At 64.7% G+C, this 17,771-nt stretch carries 15 protein-coding genes; 5 read left to right on the top strand and 10 right to left on the bottom strand.

What is annotated here, in order from left to right:
• Positions 1-45 precede the first annotated feature (45 nt).
• The 3 genes from G5134_RS10240 to G5134_RS10230 all read left to right on the top strand — a co-directional run bounded on the left by G5134_RS10240 (position 46) and on the right by G5134_RS10230 (position 7,100).
• Positions 46-2,655, top strand: a complete 2,610-nt coding sequence (locus tag G5134_RS10240) for a glycosyl hydrolase family 18 protein (RefSeq protein WP_017763888.1) — start codon at positions 46-48, stop codon at positions 2,653-2,655.
• 68 nt (positions 2,656-2,723) lie between these two features.
• Positions 2,724-5,102 (top strand): M66 family metalloprotease, encoded by a 2,379-nt coding sequence (locus G5134_RS10235; RefSeq protein ID WP_065018678.1) that lies wholly within the window; start codon positions 2,724-2,726, stop codon positions 5,100-5,102.
• A gap of 75 nt (positions 5,103-5,177) precedes the next feature.
• Positions 5,178-7,100, top strand: coding sequence for a glycoside hydrolase family 19 protein (locus G5134_RS10230; protein ID WP_306729713.1), 1,923 nt, complete (start codon positions 5,178-5,180; stop codon positions 7,098-7,100).
• 58 nt (positions 7,101-7,158) lie between these two features.
• On the opposite strand, the gene G5134_RS10225 is transcribed toward G5134_RS10230, so the two are convergent.
• Complete coding sequence (locus tag G5134_RS10225; RefSeq protein ID WP_005304051.1) at positions 7,159-7,959, bottom strand: putative RNA methyltransferase; 801 nt, start codon at positions 7,957-7,959, stop codon at positions 7,159-7,161.
• A gap of 126 nt (positions 7,960-8,085) precedes the next feature.
• On the bottom strand, positions 8,086-8,724 hold the full coding sequence (crp, locus tag G5134_RS10220; RefSeq protein ID WP_005304048.1) for a cAMP-activated global transcriptional regulator CRP: 639 nt from the start codon (positions 8,722-8,724) through the stop codon (positions 8,086-8,088).
• 311 nt (positions 8,725-9,035) lie between these two features.
• Here crp and G5134_RS10215 point away from each other — a divergent pair, with 311 nt between their 5' ends.
• Both G5134_RS10215 and G5134_RS10210 read left to right on the top strand, forming a co-directional pair.
• Positions 9,036-9,440 carry an OsmC family protein gene (locus tag G5134_RS10215; RefSeq protein ID WP_005304045.1) on the top strand — a complete coding sequence of 135 codons (405 nt, stop codon included), beginning with the start codon at positions 9,036-9,038 and terminating at the stop codon, positions 9,438-9,440.
• Between the two features lie 49 nt (positions 9,441-9,489).
• Complete coding sequence (locus G5134_RS10210) at positions 9,490-9,786, top strand: MliC family protein (protein WP_017763891.1); 297 nt, start codon at positions 9,490-9,492, stop codon at positions 9,784-9,786.
• 62 nt (positions 9,787-9,848) lie between these two features.
• Here the strand turns inward: G5134_RS10210 and G5134_RS10205 are convergent, their stop codons facing one another.
• The 8 genes from G5134_RS10205 to arnC all read right to left on the bottom strand — a co-directional run bounded on the left by G5134_RS10205 (position 9,849) and on the right by arnC (position 17,769).
• Entirely contained in the window at positions 9,849-10,382 is a 534-nt protein-coding gene (locus G5134_RS10205; protein WP_010634906.1) for a DUF4136 domain-containing protein, read from the bottom strand.
• 15 nt (positions 10,383-10,397) lie between these two features.
• The gene (locus tag G5134_RS10200) at positions 10,398-11,267 is read right to left on the bottom strand and encodes a phosphoribulokinase (protein WP_010634905.1); all 870 of its coding nucleotides are present in this window, start codon (positions 11,265-11,267) and stop codon (positions 10,398-10,400) included.
• A gap of 165 nt (positions 11,268-11,432) precedes the next feature.
• The gene (arnF, locus tag G5134_RS10195; RefSeq protein WP_065018680.1) at positions 11,433-11,846 is read right to left on the bottom strand and encodes a 4-amino-4-deoxy-L-arabinose-phosphoundecaprenol flippase subunit ArnF; all 414 of its coding nucleotides are present in this window, start codon (positions 11,844-11,846) and stop codon (positions 11,433-11,435) included.
• Positions 11,843-12,187 (bottom strand): EamA family transporter, encoded by a 345-nt coding sequence (locus tag G5134_RS10190; RefSeq protein WP_017787715.1) that lies wholly within the window; start codon positions 12,185-12,187, stop codon positions 11,843-11,845. The genes arnF and G5134_RS10190 overlap by 4 nt, the downstream gene beginning before the upstream one ends.
• Positions 12,187-13,830: a lipid IV(A) 4-amino-4-deoxy-L-arabinosyltransferase gene (gene arnT, locus G5134_RS10185; protein WP_017787716.1), complete on the bottom strand. Its 1,644-nt coding sequence runs from the start codon at positions 13,828-13,830 to the stop codon at positions 12,187-12,189. Before arnT ends, G5134_RS10190 begins: the two co-directional genes overlap by 1 nt.
• 78 nt (positions 13,831-13,908) lie before the next feature.
• Positions 13,909-14,808: a 4-deoxy-4-formamido-L-arabinose-phosphoundecaprenol deformylase gene (gene arnD, locus G5134_RS10180; RefSeq protein ID WP_065018681.1), complete on the bottom strand. Its 900-nt coding sequence runs from the start codon at positions 14,806-14,808 to the stop codon at positions 13,909-13,911.
• Positions 14,801-16,792 (bottom strand): bifunctional UDP-4-amino-4-deoxy-L-arabinose formyltransferase/UDP-glucuronic acid oxidase ArnA, encoded by a 1,992-nt coding sequence (gene arnA / locus G5134_RS10175; RefSeq protein ID WP_065018682.1) that lies wholly within the window; start codon positions 16,790-16,792, stop codon positions 14,801-14,803. The genes arnD and arnA overlap by 8 nt, the downstream gene beginning before the upstream one ends.
• Positions 16,789-17,769: an undecaprenyl-phosphate 4-deoxy-4-formamido-L-arabinose transferase gene (arnC, locus tag G5134_RS10170; protein WP_065018683.1), complete on the bottom strand. Its 981-nt coding sequence runs from the start codon at positions 17,767-17,769 to the stop codon at positions 16,789-16,791. Before arnC ends, arnA begins: the two co-directional genes overlap by 4 nt.
• Positions 17,770-17,771 lie beyond the last annotated feature (2 nt).

Genomic DNA, 17,771 nt, shown 5'->3' with positions numbered 1-17,771 from the left:
CCTTTTTCGTTATCTATTCCAAGAACGAAATAAGGATATTCAACTATGTTAAGTCCAAAACCCTCCGTACTGGCACTGATCGTCGGGGGGCTCTGCGCCTCCTCCGCCTTCGCTGCCGCCCCCGGCAAACCCACCATCGGCTGGGGCGAAACCAAGTTCGCCATCGTCGAAGTGGACCAGGCCGCCACCTCCTACAACAAGCTGGTGACGGTTCACAAGGATGGTGCCCCGGTCAGCGTGAGCTGGAACCTCTGGTCCGGTGATGTCGGCCAGACCGCCAAGGTGCTGCTCGACGGCAAGGAGGTGTGGTCCGGCGCCGCCTCCGCCTCCGGTACCGCCAACTTCAAGGTCACCCAGGGGGGCCGCTACCAGATGCAGGTGGCCCTGTGCAACGCCGACGGCTGTACCCTCTCCGACAAGAAAGAGATCCTGGTGGCCGACACCGACGGCAGCCACCTGCTGCCGCTCAAGGCGCCGCTCAAGGAGAACAACAAGCCCTACGTCAACAAGACCGGCAAGGTGATGGGGGCCTACTACGTGGAGTGGGGGGTCTATGGTCGCAAGTTCACCGTGGACAAGATCCCGGCCCAGAACCTGACCCACATCCTCTACGGCTTCACCCCGATCTGCGGTGGCAACGGCATCAACGACAGCCTCAAAGAGATCTCTGGCAGCTTCGAGGCGCTGCAGCGCTCCTGTGCCGGGCGCGAGGACTTCAAGGTCTCCATCCACGATCCCTGGGCCGCCATCCAGATGGGGCAGGGCAACCTCACAGCCTATGACGAACCCTACAAGGGCAACTTCGGCAACCTGATGGCGCTCAAGAAGGCCTATCCGGACCTGAAGATCCTCCCCTCCATCGGTGGCTGGACTCTCTCCGATCCCTTCTTCTTCTTCGGTGACAAGGCCAAGCGCGACACCTTCGTCGGGTCGGTGAAGGAGTTCCTGCAGACCTGGAAATTCTTCGACGGGGTGGACATCGACTGGGAATTCCCGGGTGGCCTCGGGGCCAACCCCAACCTCGGCAGCCCCTCCGATGGCGAAACCTACGTGCTGCTGATGAAGGAGCTGCGCGCCATGCTCGACGAGCTGAGCGCAGAGACGGGCCGCACCTATGAGCTCACCTCCGCCATCAGTGCCGGCGGCGACAAGATTGCCAAGGTGGACTATCGCGCCGCCCAGCAATACATGAATCACATCTTCCTGATGAGCTACGACTTCAACGGCGCCTGGACCAACACCGGGTTGGGTCACCAGACCGCGCTCTACGAGTCGAGCTGGGATCCCAACACCAAGTACACCACCGACAAGGGGGTCAAGGCGCTGCTGGGTCAGGGCGTCGAGCCCGGCAAGGTGGTGGTGGGGGCCGCCATGTATGGCCGCGGCTGGACCGGCGTCAGCGGGTATCAGGGCAACAACCCCTTCACCGGCACCGCCACCGGCCCGATTGCGGGCACCGAGGCGGAAGGGATCTGGGAGAAGGGGGTCATCGATTACCGCGGCATCGCCAAGGGCAAGATGGCCGGCGACTGGCAGTACAGCTATGACGAAGTGGCCGAGGCACCGTCGGTGTTCAAGGCTGCCACCGGCGAGCTCATCACCTTCGATGACGAGCGCTCGGTCAAGGCCAAGGGGCAGTACGTGCTGGCCAACCAGCTCGGCGGCATGTTCGCCTGGGAAATCGATGCCGACAACGGCGACATTCTCAACGCCATGCACGAGGGGCTGGGCCACGGCGATAGCACACCGCCGGTCAACAAGCCGCCGGTGGCCAATGCCGGCACCGATCTCGCGGTGACCGGCCCGGCCGAGCTGGTGCTGGACGGTTCCTCCTCCCGCGATCCGGAAGGGGCGGTACTGAGCTACAGCTGGGCCCAGATCTCCGGTCCCAAGGCGACCTTGAGCGATGCCACCCAGGCCAAGGCCAAGGTAGCCGTCGATGCGGTGAGCCAGGACGTCAATCTGGTGTTCGAGCTGACCGTGACCGATGACCACAACCTCAGCGCCAAGGATCAGGTAGTGGTGACCAACAAGGCGCCACAGCCCAACCTGCCGCCAGTCGTTACCGTGCAGGACAAGGTCTCGGTGCAGGCCGGCAAGCAGGTGAGCATCACCGCCAACGCCAGCGATCCCAATGGCGACACCCTGAGCTATCAGTGGAGCGTGCCGGCCGGGCTCACCGCCAGCGGTCAGAACAGCAAGACCCTGGTAGTGACCGGCCCCAGCGTAACCGTGGAGACCGGCTATGACCTCACCGTCACCGTGACCGACGGCGCACTGGATGCCCAGGCCGCAACCCGCCTCACCGTGACCCCGGTCAGCGGTGGCGGCGACTGCAACGCCACCGATCCGGATGCCGCCAACTGGCCGGCCTGGAAGGCAGCGACCACCTACAACGGTGGCGAGAAGGTGAGCCACAACCAGCTGGTATGGCAGGCCAAATACTGGACCCAGGGCAATGAGCCGAGCCGCAGCGCCGATCAGTGGAAGCTGATAAGCCAGGTGCAGCTGGGTTGGGATGCCAACGTTGCCTACAACGCAGGTGACGTGACCAGCCACAACGGTCGCCAGTGGAAGGCCCAGTACTGGACCCGCGGCAACGAGCCAGGCAAGCACGACGTCTGGCAGGACATCGGCGCCGCCAGCTGCAAGTAATTCACCATCCACAGGGGCATGCCAGGCATGCCCCTCCTTTTCCCCCATAACAACAAAAGAGCACCACCATGACCACATGCACCACACGTCTTGCCTGCCTGATCGGCGCAGCCCTGGCAAGCGGCCCGCTGCTGGCCGCCGTTCAGCCCCCCACACCACTGGTCTTTGACACCACCCGGCCGCAGAACGATCTGCAGGGCTCGCTGCTGGCCGGGGTCCAGTTTGCCCAGAGCCAGATCCTGCCCGCCCACCCGCGGGAGGGTGACAACCAGCCCCGTCTCACCGCCCTGCGCAAGAGCCTGCTGCTGGTGCGCCCGCTGCAGGCCGGCAACGAGGCGCCGCTGGCGCTCGAGGCCCGCGACGGCGCCGGCAAGCTGCTCGGCAGCCTCACACTGGAGCCGCCTTCCCGCCTGCCCAAGACCGCCTACTACCTGGAAGGAACGCCGGAGGAGGGGGTCGACTTCACCCCGGGCCCCGGCACCAGTACCGTCATCAACAGCAGCAGCGAGCTGGCCAGGCTGAGCGATCCGAGCGGTGCCTTCCTGCTCGGCAAGTTGCAGCCCCATGCCCTGGTCACCATCCAGACCGCCGACGGCCGCTGGGTGCGCGACATCTTCTTGCCCCGCGATGCGAGCCTGGAGGGCAAGATGGTGCGCCTCGCCTCCAATGCCGGCTACAACTCCACCGTCTACTTCAGCGGCCGTCAGGTGACCCTCTCCCGCGGCCAGAACCAGCAGTTCAAGTTCGTGCGCGGCCAGTGGATCCGCGATGGCGAGCTGGAAAACAACGGCATCACCTATGCGAGCGACGCCTGGAGCGCCGTGCTGCCGGCCGAGTGGATCATGCCCGGCCTCACCCTGCGCCTGAGCCAGGGGGATTTGAGCGGCGAGCTGACCGACCTCAAGGTGGGGGCGCCGGGGGAGCTGCTCATTCACACCATCGACATCGGCATGCTGACCAGCCCGCGCGACCAGTTCGCTTTTGCCAAAGATAAAGAGGCCCAGCGGGAGTACTTCCAGACCATTCCCGCCAGCCGCCTCGTCGTCAGCCAGTATGCGCCGCTGGCGCTGCCGGAAGTGATGCTGCCTGATGGCACCCTGCTCACCGACTTTGATCCGAGCGAGGGGGGCTGGCACAGTGGCACCATGCGCCAGCGCATCGGCAAGGAGCTCATCTCCCTTGGCATCGACAATGCCAACTACGGCATCAACAGCACCGCCGGGGAGGGGGAGAGCAGCCATCCCTACGTGGTGGCCCAGCTGGCGGCCCACAACAGCCGCGGCAAGTACGCCAACGGGGTGCAGGTGCACGGCGGCTCCGGCGGGGGCGGCATCGTCACCCTGGACGCCTCCCTTGGCAACGAGTTCAGCCACGAGGTGGGCCACAACTACGGCCTCGGCCACTATGTGGGCGGCTTTGCCGGCTCGGTGCACCGCAGCGCCGACCAGATCAACGCCACCTGGGGCTGGGATGGCGACAAGAACCGCTTCATCCCCAACTTCTTTGCGAGCCGCAGCGGCCAGAGCGCCTGCCTGGACGGCCAGTGCCAGGCCCCGTTTGATGGCCGCAAGTTCGGCTTCGACGCCATGGCCGGCGGCGAGCCGCTCTCCGGCTTCAACCGCTTCACCCTCTACACCCCCAACTCGGCGGCCATCATCCAGCGCTTCCTCGAGAGCAAGGCGGTGTTTGACGCCAGCTCGCCCACCGGCTTCAGCAAGTGGAACGAAAGCCAGGCGAAGATGGAGCCCTACCGCCACCGGGTCAATCTCGCCGAGCAGATCACCGCGCCGGTGAGCGACCTGGGTGAGGTCAGGCTGGCCGCCCTGCTGGCCGAGTACGATCTGGTCAAGGTGGCCATGTGGGATGGCAACTGGACCCGCAACATCCAGCTGCCGGCGGCCTCGGCGGTCAATCGCGGCCGCATCGTCAGCATCGACCACAATGCCGGCTACAACAGCACCCTCTTCATCAACGGTCAGCAGATCACCGTCTCGCGCGGCTTCAAGAAGAGCTACACCTCAGACGGCAGCCGCTGGAACGAGGGGGCGCCGGCGGATCTGGCGGTAGATCGCAAGCCCGCCGCCTTCGGCGTGCCGGTGACCACCCTGGTCGGCTACTACGACCCGCAGGGTCAGCTGCCGAGCTACCTCTACCCGGCGCTGCACGGCGCCTACGGTTTTGCCTATGGCGATGACGGCGAGCGGCTCGGCAACAGCGACTGCCAGCTGCAGGTGGAGACCCGCGACGGTCTGCTGCGCTTCAAGCTGGCCAACCACAGGCTGAGCGCCAGCGTGATGAACAAGTTCCACGTCAACGTGCCGACCGCGAGCGAGCCGCGCAGCGCCAGCGTGCTGTGCCGCAACCAGTCACAGGCCGAGGTCCAGCTTGCGTCTGCGCCGGCCGGGCTCGGTTACACGGTCAACGGCATGCCGCTGGCGACGCGTTGATCCCTTTTCGCCTCGCGCAACGCGAGGTGCCACGGGCGGGGGCCAAGCCCCGCCCTTCACTAGCAAGAGGTAAATATGATGACAAGAAAGTCCTCTGTGGCCACCCTGCTGGCCGCGCTCTGTCTGAGCGGCCAGTTGTGGGCCGCCACCCCTTATGACATCAATCAGGGCTATGCCGGCGGCAGCCAGGTCAGCTTCAACGGCCAGATCTACGAGGCCAAGTGGTACGCCAATCCGGGCCAGAGCCCGGGGCTGCAGGTGGCCAACGAGTGGGACTCGCCGTGGGCGCTGATGGGAGAGGGTGAGGTGACGCCCCCCGGCGGCGGAGAGGGGGTCACTCCGCCTGAGCAGGGCGGCAGCGGTACCGCCGACGGCAGCACCGTCTACCTGAGCCAGAGCGAGCTGGATGCCAGGGAGCAGGCGCTTACCGACTTCCCGGCCATGACGGCGGTCAAGGCCTCCATCGCCACCCGTGACAATGCCGTGGTCGAGGCGGTGGCCCCCGGTCTGCCGCTCAACCCCGCCAACGTCAAACGGGTGGAGGGGTTGCTCAGCGAATCGCAGTTCAACTTCCTGTTCCCGCTGCGGGCGCCGGAGTACACCTATCGCGGCTTCCTGCAGGCGGTGGCCAAGTTTCCGGCCTTCTGTGGCGACTACAACGACGGGCGCAACGCCGAGGCCATCTGCCGCAAGTCGCTGGCCACCATGTTTGCCCACTTCGCCCAGGAGACCGGCGGCCACGAGAACTGGCGACCCGAGCCCGAGTGGCGCCAGGGGCTGGTGTGGGTGCGCGAGATGGGCTGGACCGAGCAGATGCGCGGCGGCTACAACGCCGAGTGCAACCCCGAGGTGTGGCAGGGTCAGCAGTGGCCGTGCGGCAAGTTCGACAACGGCGAGTTCAAGAGCTACTTCGGTCGCGGTGCCAAGCAGCTGTCGTACAACTACAACTACGGCCCCTTCTCCGAGGCCATGTTCGGCACAGTGCGCACCCTGCTGGACAACCCGGAAAAAGTGGCGGACACCTGGCTCAACCTGGCCAGCGCCGTCTTCTTCTTCGTCTATCCGCAGCCGCCCAAGCCCTCCATGCTGCACGTGGTCGACGGCACCTGGCAGCCCAATGCCCACGACCGGCAGAACGGCCTGGTGCCGGGCTTCGGGGTGACCACCCAGATCATCAACGGCGGGGTGGAGTGCGGCGGTGCGGCCGAGCATGCCCAGTCCCAGAACCGGATCACCTACTACCAGGCCCAGGCCCAGTATCTGGGGGTGCCGGTACCCGCCGACGAGGTGCTCGGCTGCAAGAACATGAAGGTGTTCGACGAGGCCGGATCCGGCGCCCTGCCCATCTACTGGGAGAACGACTGGAGCTATGTGCCGGGCAACCCCAACGGCGGCAAGAGCTACGCCTGCAAGCTGGTGGGCTACCAGACCCGTTTCAGCGCCTTCAAGGAGCGTGACTACAGCCGCTGCGTGCAGCACTTCTTCCCCGAGGTGGTGATCGAGGACAACGGCGGTGGCACCAACCTGCCGCCGGTGGCCAGCATCAGCGGCCCGAGCGAGGCGCTGGGCGGCGCCACCGTGCTGCTCTCCGGCCAGGGCTCGAGCGATCCGGAAGGCAAGCCACTCAGCTACGCCTGGACCCTGCCGGCCGGGGCCAGCGCCTCGGATCTGACCCAGTCCACCCTGAGTGCCACCCTGCCGCCGACCCCGGCCAGCGACACCCGTTACGGCTTCGTGCTCAAGGTGACCGACGACAAGGGACTGAGCCGCAGCGCCACCCACGAGATCCTGATCAAGGGCAGCGGCGGCACCACGCCGCCGGATGGCAATCCGCCTTACAAGGAGGGTACTGCCTACAAAGCCGGTGACAAGGTGAGCAATCTGGGCGGCAACTACCAGTGCAAACCCCATCCCTACACCGGCTGGTGTGCCGGTGCGGCCTGGGCCTATGAGCCCGGCAAGGGCACGGCCTGGAGCGATGCCTGGATCAAGCTGTAACGGCATCTCCGCGCAATAAAAAAGGCCCGTCAGGGCCTTTTTTCATGGGGTGGCATGCTCACAGCGGCTTTTGCCACAGGCTCAGCAGCAGATCCTGCTCCAGTGCGTCCGGTCCCTGGTGGGTGAAGGCGTGGCGCTGCTCGCCGCTGGCACGCCAGCCGAGGCGGCTGGTCTCCAGAATGTGCTCGCGCAGGCCCTGATCCATCTGCATGCTGAACTGGCAGCGCAGCTGACCCATGGGGTCGAGGCCGGCCAGGCTCGGCCAGCTCAGCGGGTGCTCCATGCTGACCGGGTTGAGGCTGACCCTCAGCTGCCACTGATGGCGCGGCCCCGGCTGCAGGTAGAGCAGATAGCCGCCCGGTGCCAGCCAGTTGACCAGCAGTTCGGTCTTGACCTTGAGATCGTTGACCAGCAGCAGCTGGGCCGTGCCCGGCATGATGGGGGCACGGGCCGGATCGGCGATGACGAACTGACCCTCCGGCTGCGCCTTGTTGGCGGCGAAGATGGTGTTCTTGGCGATGTCGACGCCGGCAAACTGCCAGCCCGGCAGTCGTTCGGCCAGGGCGCGGCAGTAGTAGCCCTCGCCACAGCCCAGGTGGATCAGCTCGCGCGGTTCGAGGGGGGCGAGCAGGCTGGCCATCGCCTCGACCAGCGGCAGCTGGTGGCCCTGCTCCAGGAAGTGACGCTTGGCGCGCATCAGGGCGCGACTGTCGCTGTCCTTGGGGTTCTTCTTGCCGGGGATGAGATCCAGATAGCCTTCCGGGGCGGGATCGAAGTGGTGCTTGTTGGCGCAGTAGCGCCCCTTGGAGGCGTCATGCAGCTGAAGGGGGCTGCGGCAAATGGGGCATTGAAGGTGCATAGGATCTCTCTTGGCGAAAGCCGTGCTGGCAGGGGCGTTCGGGATTATAGGGGAGGCGATCAGAAAAGGCTGCCGTGGCAGCCTTCTTTATCCGGCGGCCCAGTGCGGGGCCGCCAGTAGCGGGGATCAGCGGGTGCCGAACACCACTATGGTCTTGCCGTGGGCGGAGATCAGCTCCTGCTCTTCGAGCATCTTGAGGATCCGGCCGACGGTCTCGCGGGAGCAGCCGACGATCTGGCCTATCTCCTGACGGGTGATCTTGATCTGCATGCCGTCCGGGTGGGTCATGGCATCCGGCTGCTTGGCCAGGTTCAGCAGGGTCTGGGCGATCCGGCCGGTCACGTCCAGGAAGGCGAGGTTGCCGACCTTCTGGCTGGTGTGCTGCAGCCGCTTGGCCATCTGGCCGGAGAGGCGCATCAGGATTTCCGGGTTGACCTGGATCAGCTGGCGGAACTTCTTGTAGGAGATCTCGGCCACTTCGCAGGAGCCCTTGGCACGCACCCAGGCGGAACGCTCGGGATTCTCGTTCTCCTCGAACATACCCATCTCACCCAGGAAGTCGCCCTGGTTCAGATAGGAGAGGATCATCTCCTTGCCTTCATCGTCCTTGATCAAGACGGCCACAGTGCCCTTGACGATGTAGTAGAGGGTTTCCGCCTTCTCACCCGCGTGGATCAGGGTGCTCTTGGCGGGATACTTATGAATGTGGCAGTGCGACAAGAACCATTCCAGGGTGGGATCGCTTTGCGGTTTGCCAATGACCATGAGAATTCCTCTGTAGTGTCTTTTTATGGACTCGTGCGTCCGGGCAAGCTGCCAACCTTGCCATTCCTTGTATTAGTCGCAGTAGGATAAGAGCCTTTGTCTGTGCTGACAAGGCTTTGAGGGCTTTTGCCAGCTCCCCTTGCAACCCCTGCTGCGCTCCGTTCGCCATTGTAAGGAAGCTGGGGGCATCAGATGTTGATTTTGATCTAGTTAGCCCGGAAGTTCGTGAAAATGGCGGATATGTGCCGCTGTCGCGCCGTCTGGGGTATGCTATGTCGGTCAGATCTGTCGTCATCAAGAGGAAAAGTGAAATGAAAGCCAAGGTCAGCTGGGTGGAAGGCATGAAGTTTGTGGGCGAGAGTGAGTCCGGTCACCAGGTGATCCTGGACGGCGCCAACCCCGGCGAGGGTGCCAGCCCGATGGAGATGATCCTGCTGGCGGTGGGTGGTTGCAGCTCAATTGATGTGGTCTCCATTCTGGAGAAGGCGCGTCAATCCGTGACCGCCTGTCATGTGGAGCTGGCCGGAGAGCGGGCTGACTCGGTGCCGCGGGTGTTCGAGAAAATCCACCTCAACTTCGTGGTAACCGGCAAGGGGCTGGCCGAGAAACAGGTGGCCCGTGCGGTGGATCTGTCGATGGAAAAATATTGTTCAGTTTCCCTGATGTTGGAAAAAGCGGTAGAAATTACCCATAGTTATCAAATTGTTGAAGCCTGATAGCCGTGATTATTCCGATCGAATAACGCCATGACATAAGGAAAGTGCAATGAAAAAAATGATAGTGTTGCTCCCCCTGCTGGGACTGGCGGCTTGCAGCATGCCGCAGCCGACCCAATACCAGTTCAGCCAGTACCAGTGTGGTGAAGAGATGCTGGCCGTGACCTATGACGCCCAGGCCGACATGGTGCAGTTCCCCTATGCCGGCGTCTACCACAAGCTGGGCCGGGTCGAGGCGGAGTCCGGTGCCAAGTATTCCGACGGTGTCACCACCTTCTGGAACCAGGAGAAGCAGGCCATCCTCAGCCAGAAAGGGGTAACCCTGCTGACTTGCCAGCGCAAGTGACTGTCATGGTGTGATCGCAACGGCCTGCTTGATGCAGGCCGTTTTGCATTCAAAGGAAGGGATCAGCGGGTGGGCAGGGAGTCGAGCATCTTGGCGGCCAGCTGCCGGCTCAGCTGCTGGCGATCCCCTTCGGCGATGGCCACGTCGCTGGCCAGGGAGATGGCGCTGCTCCACACCGCCTGCTGGGTACGCCGGTCGAGCAGCACTATGGCCAGGGTTCCCTTGCGGGCATCGGCCTTGGCCTGTAGCCCGGGCGTCATGCCGAGGCGGGCGAAGATCTCGCCGTCGCTCAGATCCTTGCTGCCGGCCACCCCGATGGCGACCCAAAGGTCGGCCTCGTCGAGGGGCACGCTCTGCCACCCCTTGCTGCCCAGCGCCTGGTTGACCGCCTGCTGGACCGGCTCCAGCCAGCCCTCGGCGCTGTCGCCGGCATACTGGAACTGCTCGGCCAGCGCATAGCGCGGCGTCGCCCCGAACGGCCAGCTGGCCGCCGGGCGCACCACCATGGTGCCCGCCTCCAGGGTCGGTGCAGCGGGGCCGCTGCTGCAGCCGCCCAGCAGGGCGGCCAATCCCACAGAGATAAATGCTAACCGCATCGTCAGCTCCTTGGCTCAGGTGATCTTGCCGGTTTCGAGCAGCTGCTGGATCAGCGGGCGCAGGATCAGCTCCATTGCGAAGCCCATCTTGCCGCCCGGCACCACTATGGTGTTCATCCGCGACATGAAGGACCCGTCGATCATCGACAACAGGTAGGGGAAGTCCACCTGCTTGATGCCGCGAAACCGTATCACCAGCATACTCTCGTCCAGGCTCGGGATCACCTTGGCGCTGAAGGGGTTGGAGGTATCCACCGTCGGCACCCGCTGGAAGTTGATGTGGGTGCGGGAGAACTGGGGAGTGATGAAGTTGATGTAATCATCCATGGAGCGGACGATGGAGTCGGTGACCGCTTCGCGCGAATGGCCGCGCTCCGAGGTGTCGCGAATGAGCTTCTGGATCCACTCCAGGTTGACGATGGGCACCACCCCGATGAGAAAGTCCACGTGGCGGGCCACGTTGTGATCCTCGGTGACCACGCCGCCGTGCAGCCCCTCATAGAACAGCAGGTCGGTGTCGTTCGGCAGGTTCTGCCAGGGGGTGAAGGTGCCCGGCATCTGGTTGAAGGGCACCGCCTCGTCGAAGCTGTGCAGGTAGCGCCGATACTGGCCGCTGCCGTTCTGGCCGTACTCCTGGAAGAAGCTCTCCAGCAGGCCGAAGTCGTTCGCCTCGGGTCCGAAATAGCTGATGTGGCGCCCCTGTTCGCGCGCCTTGCGGATCGCCACGTCCATTTCCGGGCGGGTGTAGCGGTGAAAACTGTCCCCTTCCACCACGGCCGCCTGATATCCGAGTTGATGAAACATGGAGCGAAAGGCGATGGTGGAGGTGGAGGTGCCGGCACCGGACGAACCGGTAACCGCAATGATGGGATGCTTGGCCGACATAGAATTCTCTCTTCCTTGGGAGTTTCCGTTATAAGGGCATGTTCCGAGTACGGTCAAGTGTGCGGTCTGACAGTACCGCCGCGCAACCGCTTCTCTGGCGTGCCAGCATCGGCGGCAGACAAAAAAGGGCTGCCATGGCAGCCCTTGCGATAAACAAGAGAAAAACTAGTCTGCCTGCTTGTTGCTGGCCGCAGGCTTGATCCCCACCAGCACGGCCCCCAGCAGGATAAACAGCACCCCGAGCGCCTTGCCCGGCTCCAGCGGCTCGGCGAAGAGCGGAATGTTGACCGCCAGCAGGTAGACCAGCGCATAGCTGGTGCTGAGCAGGGGGTAGGCGATGTTGAGCGGGGTGGAGTGCAGCGCCGCCAGCCAGCAGAGCAGCGACAGGGCGTAGCAGCCCACCCCGGCCAGGATCACCAGTAGAGGCAGCGGATGGGCCAGCATCACGGCAAGATCCGGCTGCCAGGCCGGCAACTGGATCGCCCCCCACTTCATGCCGAGCTGGGCCACCGTCACCAGCACTATGCTGCCGAGCACGTAGAGATACCCCTTCAGCGCCTGCTGATGGCCGCCGCTCATAGCAAACCTCCCAGCAGCAGGGCGCCCACTATGATGGCCCCCACCCCCAGCCAGTTGTGGTAGCTGATCTGCTCGTGAAAGAACAGTCTGGAGCCCACCAGTACCAGCACCAGATTGATGCTGAGCATGGGGTAGGCCATGCCGAGCGGCAGCCGTTGCAGCAGGTAGATCCAGAGCAGCATGCCGCTGCCGAGGGCCGCCACGCTGGCGATGAGCCAGGGGGAACGCAGCTTCTGCCAGTGGTTGCAGGGGCGGCGCTGCCAGCTGATGACCGCCTGCTTTTGCAGCATCTGGCCGCTGCAGGTCAGCAGGCACACCAGCAACAGCAGCAGTATGTCCATCACTGGGCCCCGTGGTAGATGAGCAGGGTCAGCCGGTGGCTGACGATGGTCTCGTCGGCGGGGGGCACGGGCCCGGTGTTGCCGTCGCGATCCGTCTTCATCAGCAGGGCCACCTGGCCATTTTTACGCGCCTGTGCCAGCCAGGCCGGGAAGTCGGCGCGGGCCACGTAGCGCCCCGCTGCATCCGGGTAGCCGAGGCCGTAATGGACCTCCCCCTTGCTGTCGAACAGGTTGATCTCGCTGCGCCGGGTGCCCCAGGCGAGGGAGGAGGCCAGCCCGACGTCGTTGGCCAGCAGGGTGCCTGACTTCATCAGCACGGCCTGGTTGGCCTCGATGAAGCGCTCCGGCAGCTTGGAGTCGATCAGCGATTGCGGCAGTGCCCAGGGCAGGCCGATGGCCAGCACCATGGGGCAGAGCGCGCTCAGGGTCCAACGCTGGTTGATGGCCTTGAGCTGAACGAAGCCAAGCAGACTCCAGCCGGCGAAGATCACCATGGCCACCGCCAGTGCACCGTGATCCTCCTCGCCGTAGACGGCGTGGCGGGGGGAGAAGGCCAGCACCGCCAGCACGATCAGGCAGATGAGGCCGAACAGGCCGTTCAGCCAGGCGTTGACCTTGAAGGCCCGCTCTTTCCCCTCCTTGAGCAGATCGACGGCGCTGGCGGCCATCAGCATGGCCAGCGGGGCGAAGCAGGGCAGGATGTAGGTGAGCAGCTTGCCCTTGGCCACGCTGAAGAAGAGGAAGGGCAACACCACCCAGGCCAGCAGGTAGAGGGTCTCCGGGTTTATCTTGCGCTCCTGCCAGCCCTTGCGCAGGGCGCCGGGCAGCAGGCCGAGCCAGGGCAGGGTGCCGAGCAGCCCCATGGGCAGGTAGTACCAGAACGGCGCCTTGTGCTGGGCGTTGTCGGCGGCGAAGCGCTGGATGTGCTCAATCCAGAAGAAGTAGTGCCAGTAGTCCGGCTCGCGCAGGTGCACGGCGATGGCCCAGGGGGCTGCCAGCAGGGCCGCGCTCAGGATGGCCAGCGGCCCGAAGCGCACCAGCTCGAGCAGGCGGCGCTGATAGATAACGTAGGGCACTATGACCACCACGGGCACCGCCAGGGCGATGAAGCCCTTGGTGAGAAAGCCCATGCCGCAGGCGAGGCCGAACAGCAGATAGCCGCCGACCCGGCTGGCAAGGGAGCCCTCCTTGCGGATGATGTAGAAGCTCACCATGGCGGCGTTGAGCCAGAGGGTCACCATGGCGTCCAGCACGCTGTAGGTGCCGATGCCGTAGACGATCAGCAGCGACAGATAGATGAGCCCGGCGAGGAACGCCTTGCGCCGGCACTGCCAAAGCTGCAGGGCGAACCAGAAGATGAGTACGGCGCTGAGGCCGGTGGCGGCCGCCGAGGCGAAGCGCACGGCGAAGTTGGTGTCACCGAACAGCTGCTGGCTGATGCTGTTGAACCAGTAGCCGGCGATGGGTTTCTCGAAGTAGCGCAGGCCCAGGAAGTGGGGGACCACCCAGTCTCCGGTGCTCACCATCTCCCGGCTTATCTCGGCGTAGCGGTTTTCGTCCGGGCTCCAGAGCGGCCGCTGGTCGAGCGGCAGCAGGTAAAAGAAGAGAAAGAACAGGGGCAGGGCCCACTTGGTCAACGTCATGACATCCTCTGTTGCATGGTGTGATTAGCGCGATGGTTAGTCCTGCCACCCGAGGTGGCGTCATTTATCTCAGGCATCTCAGGCCTCGGCCTTGCAGCCGAGCCAGCCCTCCCGCCCGGGCAGGGTGCCGCGTACCAGCCGGCCGGTCGGCAGCGTGGTCGGGTCGGATGGTAACAGATCCCCGAGCGGCACGAAGCGGGTGCCGCGCGCCCTGGCTTCGCCGAGCAGGGCATCGAACTGATCCGCCATCACGATCCCTTCCACTTCGGCGTGGATGGTGTAGACGTGGGGGCCCTGCGCCGGCGGGGTCGCCAGCTGATCTAGCAGGAAACGGTTGAAGCCGTCGACCGTCACCTGATGGCCCACCACCTCGTCGAAGGTGGGCAGGTTGACCGGGATCTGCGGGGTGCCGGGGCGACCGTCCTGCAGCAGGGGCCGGAACAGGCCGCTGCCGCGACAGTCGCTGTTGTAGCGAAAGCCGAACTGCTCCTTGGCCTGGGTGGTGAGCGGGTCGGCCCGCCAGCCGGCGGCGGCGGAGCAGTCCACTTCGCGCCCCAGGATCTGGTTGAGTGCATCCACCCCTAGCCGGGTCTGACGAATCAGCTCGGCTTCGTCCCAGCGGCCGGTGTTGGCCTGCCAGCCGTGGTGATCCCAAGCGTGCAGCCCTACCTCGTGACGGGCGCTGTCGGTGTCGCGCATCAGGGAGCCGAGCTGCTTGCCGATGGACTTGCCGGGCCAGGCGGTGCCGGCCAGCAGGATGTCCAGCCCATAGAGGGATGCTGCGTTGGAGCGCAGCATCTTGAGTAGAAAGCGGGGTTTTAGCAGGCGCCACAAGTGGCGCCCCATGTTGTCCGGTCCGACCGAGAAGAAGAAGCTCCCCTTGACCTGATGCTTGTCGAGCAGTTGCAGCAGGCGGGGCACCCCGTCACGGGTCCCCCTGAAGGTATCGACGTCGATCCGCAGACCCACCTCAGTCATGCTCGACTCCCGTGGTGACCGCCCCTTGCAGGAAGAAGTCCAGGGTGTTGCCTATGGTCTCTTCCATCTCGATGGTCGGTTCCCAGTCCAGCAGGCGGCGGGCATTGGCGATGCTCGGCCGGCGGTGGGAGACGTCCTGATAGCCGTCGCCGTAGAAGGATTTGCTCTCCACCAGCTTGAAGCCGGCGAACGGCGGGAACTGGTCGCGCAGCGGGTGAGCCTCGAACTTGGCGAGCAGGATCTCGGCCATCTGCTGGATGCTGGCCTCGTTGTCCGGGTTGCCGATGTTGATGATCTGGCCGTCGCAGCGGTTCCCCTTGTTCTCGATGATGCGGAACAGGGCCTCGATGCCGTCCTCGATGTCGGTGAAGCAGCGCTTCTGGGCGCCACCGTCCACCAGCTGGATCGGGGTGCCGTCCACCAGGTTGAGGATCAGCTGGGTGATGGCGCGGGAGCTGCCGATGCGGGCGGAGTCCAGGCTGTCCAGACGCGGCCCCATCCAGTTGAAGGGACGGAACAGTGTGAAGTTGAGCCCCTCCTTCTTGCCGTAGGCCCAGATGACGCGGTCCAGCAGCTGCTTGGAGACCGAGTAGATCCAGCGCTGCTTGTTGATGGGGCCGACGATGAGGCGGGAGCTGTCTTCATCGAAGCTGTGATCGTCGCACATCCCGTACACCTCGGAGGTGGAGGGGAAGATGATGCGCTTGTGGTACTTCACGCAGTAGCGGACGATCTTGAGGTTCTCCTCGAAGTCGAGCTCGAACACGCGCAGCGGGTTGCGGGTGTACTCGATGGGGGTGGCGATGGCCACCAGCGGCAGGATCACGTCGCACTTCTTGATGTGATACTCGATCCACTCGGTGTGGATGCTGATGTCCCCCTCCACGAAGTGGAAGTTGGGGTGACCGATGAAGCGATCCACCGCGCTGGAGCCGATGTCGAGGCCATAGACCTCGTAGCCGCCATCCTGGAGCAGGCGCTCGGTCAGGTGGTTGCCGATGAAGCCGTTGACGCCGAGGATCAGCACCCGGGTCAGCCGCGCCTTGCGCAGGGCATTGCTCGCCTTGGCGCCGATCTTCATCCCTTCCACCAGCCCCAGTTCACGGGCCAGCTGGGCGCCGCGCACATAGAGCCCCCCTTCGGCCTGACCGGCCAGGATCTCCAGCACTCCTTCACCGCAGGCGATGCGCAGCGGCTCCTGGCTCAGGATGGTGCCCGGCTGCTTGTCGCTCTGCTGGGCCAGCCAGTGGCTCTTCCACACCGTCAGCTTGCGATCGCCGGCGAAGCTGAAGGCGCCCGGGTAGGGCTGGGTGACGGCGCGCACCAGGTTGTGCAGTTCGCGGGCCGGGCGGTGCCAGTGCAGCTCGCCATCGGCCGGGGTGCGGCGGCCATAGTAGCTGGCCTTGTTCTCATCCTGCGGGGTGAGGCGGATGTCGCCGGCGCGCAGCTTGGGCAGCTCCTGCTCCAGCAGCGCCCGGGCGGCGAGGCACACCTTGCCGTGCAGGGTCAGCGCGGTGTCGTCGTCGGCAATGGTCACCCCCTGCTGGGCGACGATGGCGCCGGCATCGGGTTTGGCGGTCATCTGGTGCAGGGTGATGCCGGTCTCGGTCTCGCCGTTGACCAGGCACCAGTTGATGGGCGCGCGGCCGCGGTAGGCGGGCAGCAGGGAGCCATGCAGGTTGAAGGCGCCGACGGTCGGGATGTCGAGGATCGCCTGCTTGAGCATGTTGCGGTAGTAGAAGGAGAAGAGGGCCTGGGGCGCCAGCTCCTGGATGCGCTCGATCCAGAGCGGGTGGTTCACGTCCTCGGGGGAGTAGACCGGCAGGTTGTGCTCGGCGCAGAGCTGGGCGACCGAGCCGAAGAAGCGGTTCTCGCCCGGATCGTCGGCGTGGGTGAAGACGGCCTGGATCTCGTAGCCTGCCTCGAGCAGGGCCTCGATGCCGGTGCAACCGATATCGTGATAAGCAAAGACGACGACTTTCATTGTTCAGCTTCCTGTTGCGGAGGGGTGGTGGCGGTGCGCACGATCCGGTGGATGAAGTAGCGGGGACGGGCGCGCACGTCTGTGTACATGCGGCCTATGTACTCTCCCAGCAGCCCCATGCCCAGCAGCTGCACGCCGACAAAGGTGAAGAGAATGGCAAAGAGGGTGAATACGCCATCGGCGGCCCAGTCGGCGCCCATTACCAGGCGCATCAGGATCAGCAGGATGGAGAAGACGAAACCAATACCCGCCACCACGCTGCCGACGATGCTGAGCAGACGCAGCGGGGTGGTGGTCATGCAGGTGACCAGGTCATACATCAGGTTGATGAGGTGCATCAGCCCGTATTTGGACTCTCCGTGGGCCCGCTCGGCATGGCCCACTTCCAGCTCTATGGTGCGGCGGGCGAAGCTGTTGGCCAGGATGGGGATGAAGGTGCTGCGCTCCTGGCAGCAGAGCATGGCGTCGATGATGTGGCGGCGATAGGCGCGCAGCATGCAGCCGTAGTCGCTCATGTGCACGCCGGTGGCCTTTTGCACCGACTTGTTGATGAGCTTGGAGGCGGTCTTGCGAAACCAGGAGTCCTGGCGGTTGCGGCGCATGGTGCCCACCACGTCGTAGCCCTGCATGGCGGCTTCTACCAGGCGGGGGATCTCCTCCGGCGGGTTCTGCAGATCCGCATCCAGGGTGATCACCAGATCCCCCTTGGCGGTCTCGAAGCCGGCCATGATGGCGGCATGTTGACCGTAGTTGCGGTTGAGCAGCACCCCGACCAGCTTGCTGTCCTCGCGGGCGGCGGCTTCGCTGATGAGCTCGGTGGAGCCGTCGTGGCTGCCGTCGTCGATGAGGATCACTTCGTAATCCTGCGACAGCTGATCGCAGGCGGCGGTGACCCGGCTCAGCAGCACGGGCAGGCTGGCCTCCTCGTTGTAGACGGGGATGACCACCGAAACCAGCTTGATGTCAGTGTTGTTCACGT

This window comes from Aeromonas sp. 600276, from assembly GCF_049175815.1.
GTDB lineage: Bacteria > Pseudomonadota > Gammaproteobacteria > Enterobacterales > Aeromonadaceae > Aeromonas > Aeromonas dhakensis.
The sequence above is the reverse complement of the archived record's forward strand: the minus strand, read 5'-3'. Positions and strand labels throughout refer to the sequence as shown.

Excerpts from the sequence above, each read along its gene's own strand:
- G5134_RS10240 (WP_017763888.1), top strand. The coding sequence starts at position 46 with ATGTTAAGTCCAAAACCCTCCGTACTGGCACTGATCGTCGGGGGGCTC.
- G5134_RS10235 (WP_065018678.1), top strand. The coding sequence starts at position 2,724 with ATGACCACATGCACCACACGTCTTGCCTGCCTGATCGGCGCAGCCCTG.
- G5134_RS10230 (WP_306729713.1), top strand. The coding sequence starts at position 5,178 with ATGATGACAAGAAAGTCCTCTGTGGCCACCCTGCTGGCCGCGCTCTGT.
- G5134_RS10225 (WP_005304051.1), bottom strand. The coding sequence starts at position 7,959 with ATGCACCTTCAATGCCCCATTTGCCGCAGCCCCCTTCAGCTGCATGAC.
- crp (WP_005304048.1), bottom strand. The coding sequence starts at position 8,724 with ATGGTCATTGGCAAACCGCAAAGCGATCCCACCCTGGAATGGTTCTTG.
- G5134_RS10215 (WP_005304045.1), top strand. The coding sequence starts at position 9,036 with ATGAAAGCCAAGGTCAGCTGGGTGGAAGGCATGAAGTTTGTGGGCGAG.
- G5134_RS10210 (WP_017763891.1), top strand. The coding sequence starts at position 9,490 with ATGAAAAAAATGATAGTGTTGCTCCCCCTGCTGGGACTGGCGGCTTGC.
- G5134_RS10205 (WP_010634906.1), bottom strand. The coding sequence starts at position 10,382 with ATGCGGTTAGCATTTATCTCTGTGGGATTGGCCGCCCTGCTGGGCGGC.
- G5134_RS10200 (WP_010634905.1), bottom strand. The coding sequence starts at position 11,267 with ATGTCGGCCAAGCATCCCATCATTGCGGTTACCGGTTCGTCCGGTGCC.
- arnF (WP_065018680.1), bottom strand. The coding sequence starts at position 11,846 with ATGAGCGGCGGCCATCAGCAGGCGCTGAAGGGGTATCTCTACGTGCTC.
- G5134_RS10190 (WP_017787715.1), bottom strand. The coding sequence starts at position 12,187 with ATGGACATACTGCTGCTGTTGCTGGTGTGCCTGCTGACCTGCAGCGGC.
- arnT (WP_017787716.1), bottom strand. The coding sequence starts at position 13,830 with ATGACGTTGACCAAGTGGGCCCTGCCCCTGTTCTTTCTCTTCTTTTAC.
- arnD (WP_065018681.1), bottom strand. The coding sequence starts at position 14,808 with ATGACTGAGGTGGGTCTGCGGATCGACGTCGATACCTTCAGGGGGACC.
- arnA (WP_065018682.1), bottom strand. The coding sequence starts at position 16,792 with ATGAAAGTCGTCGTCTTTGCTTATCACGATATCGGTTGCACCGGCATC.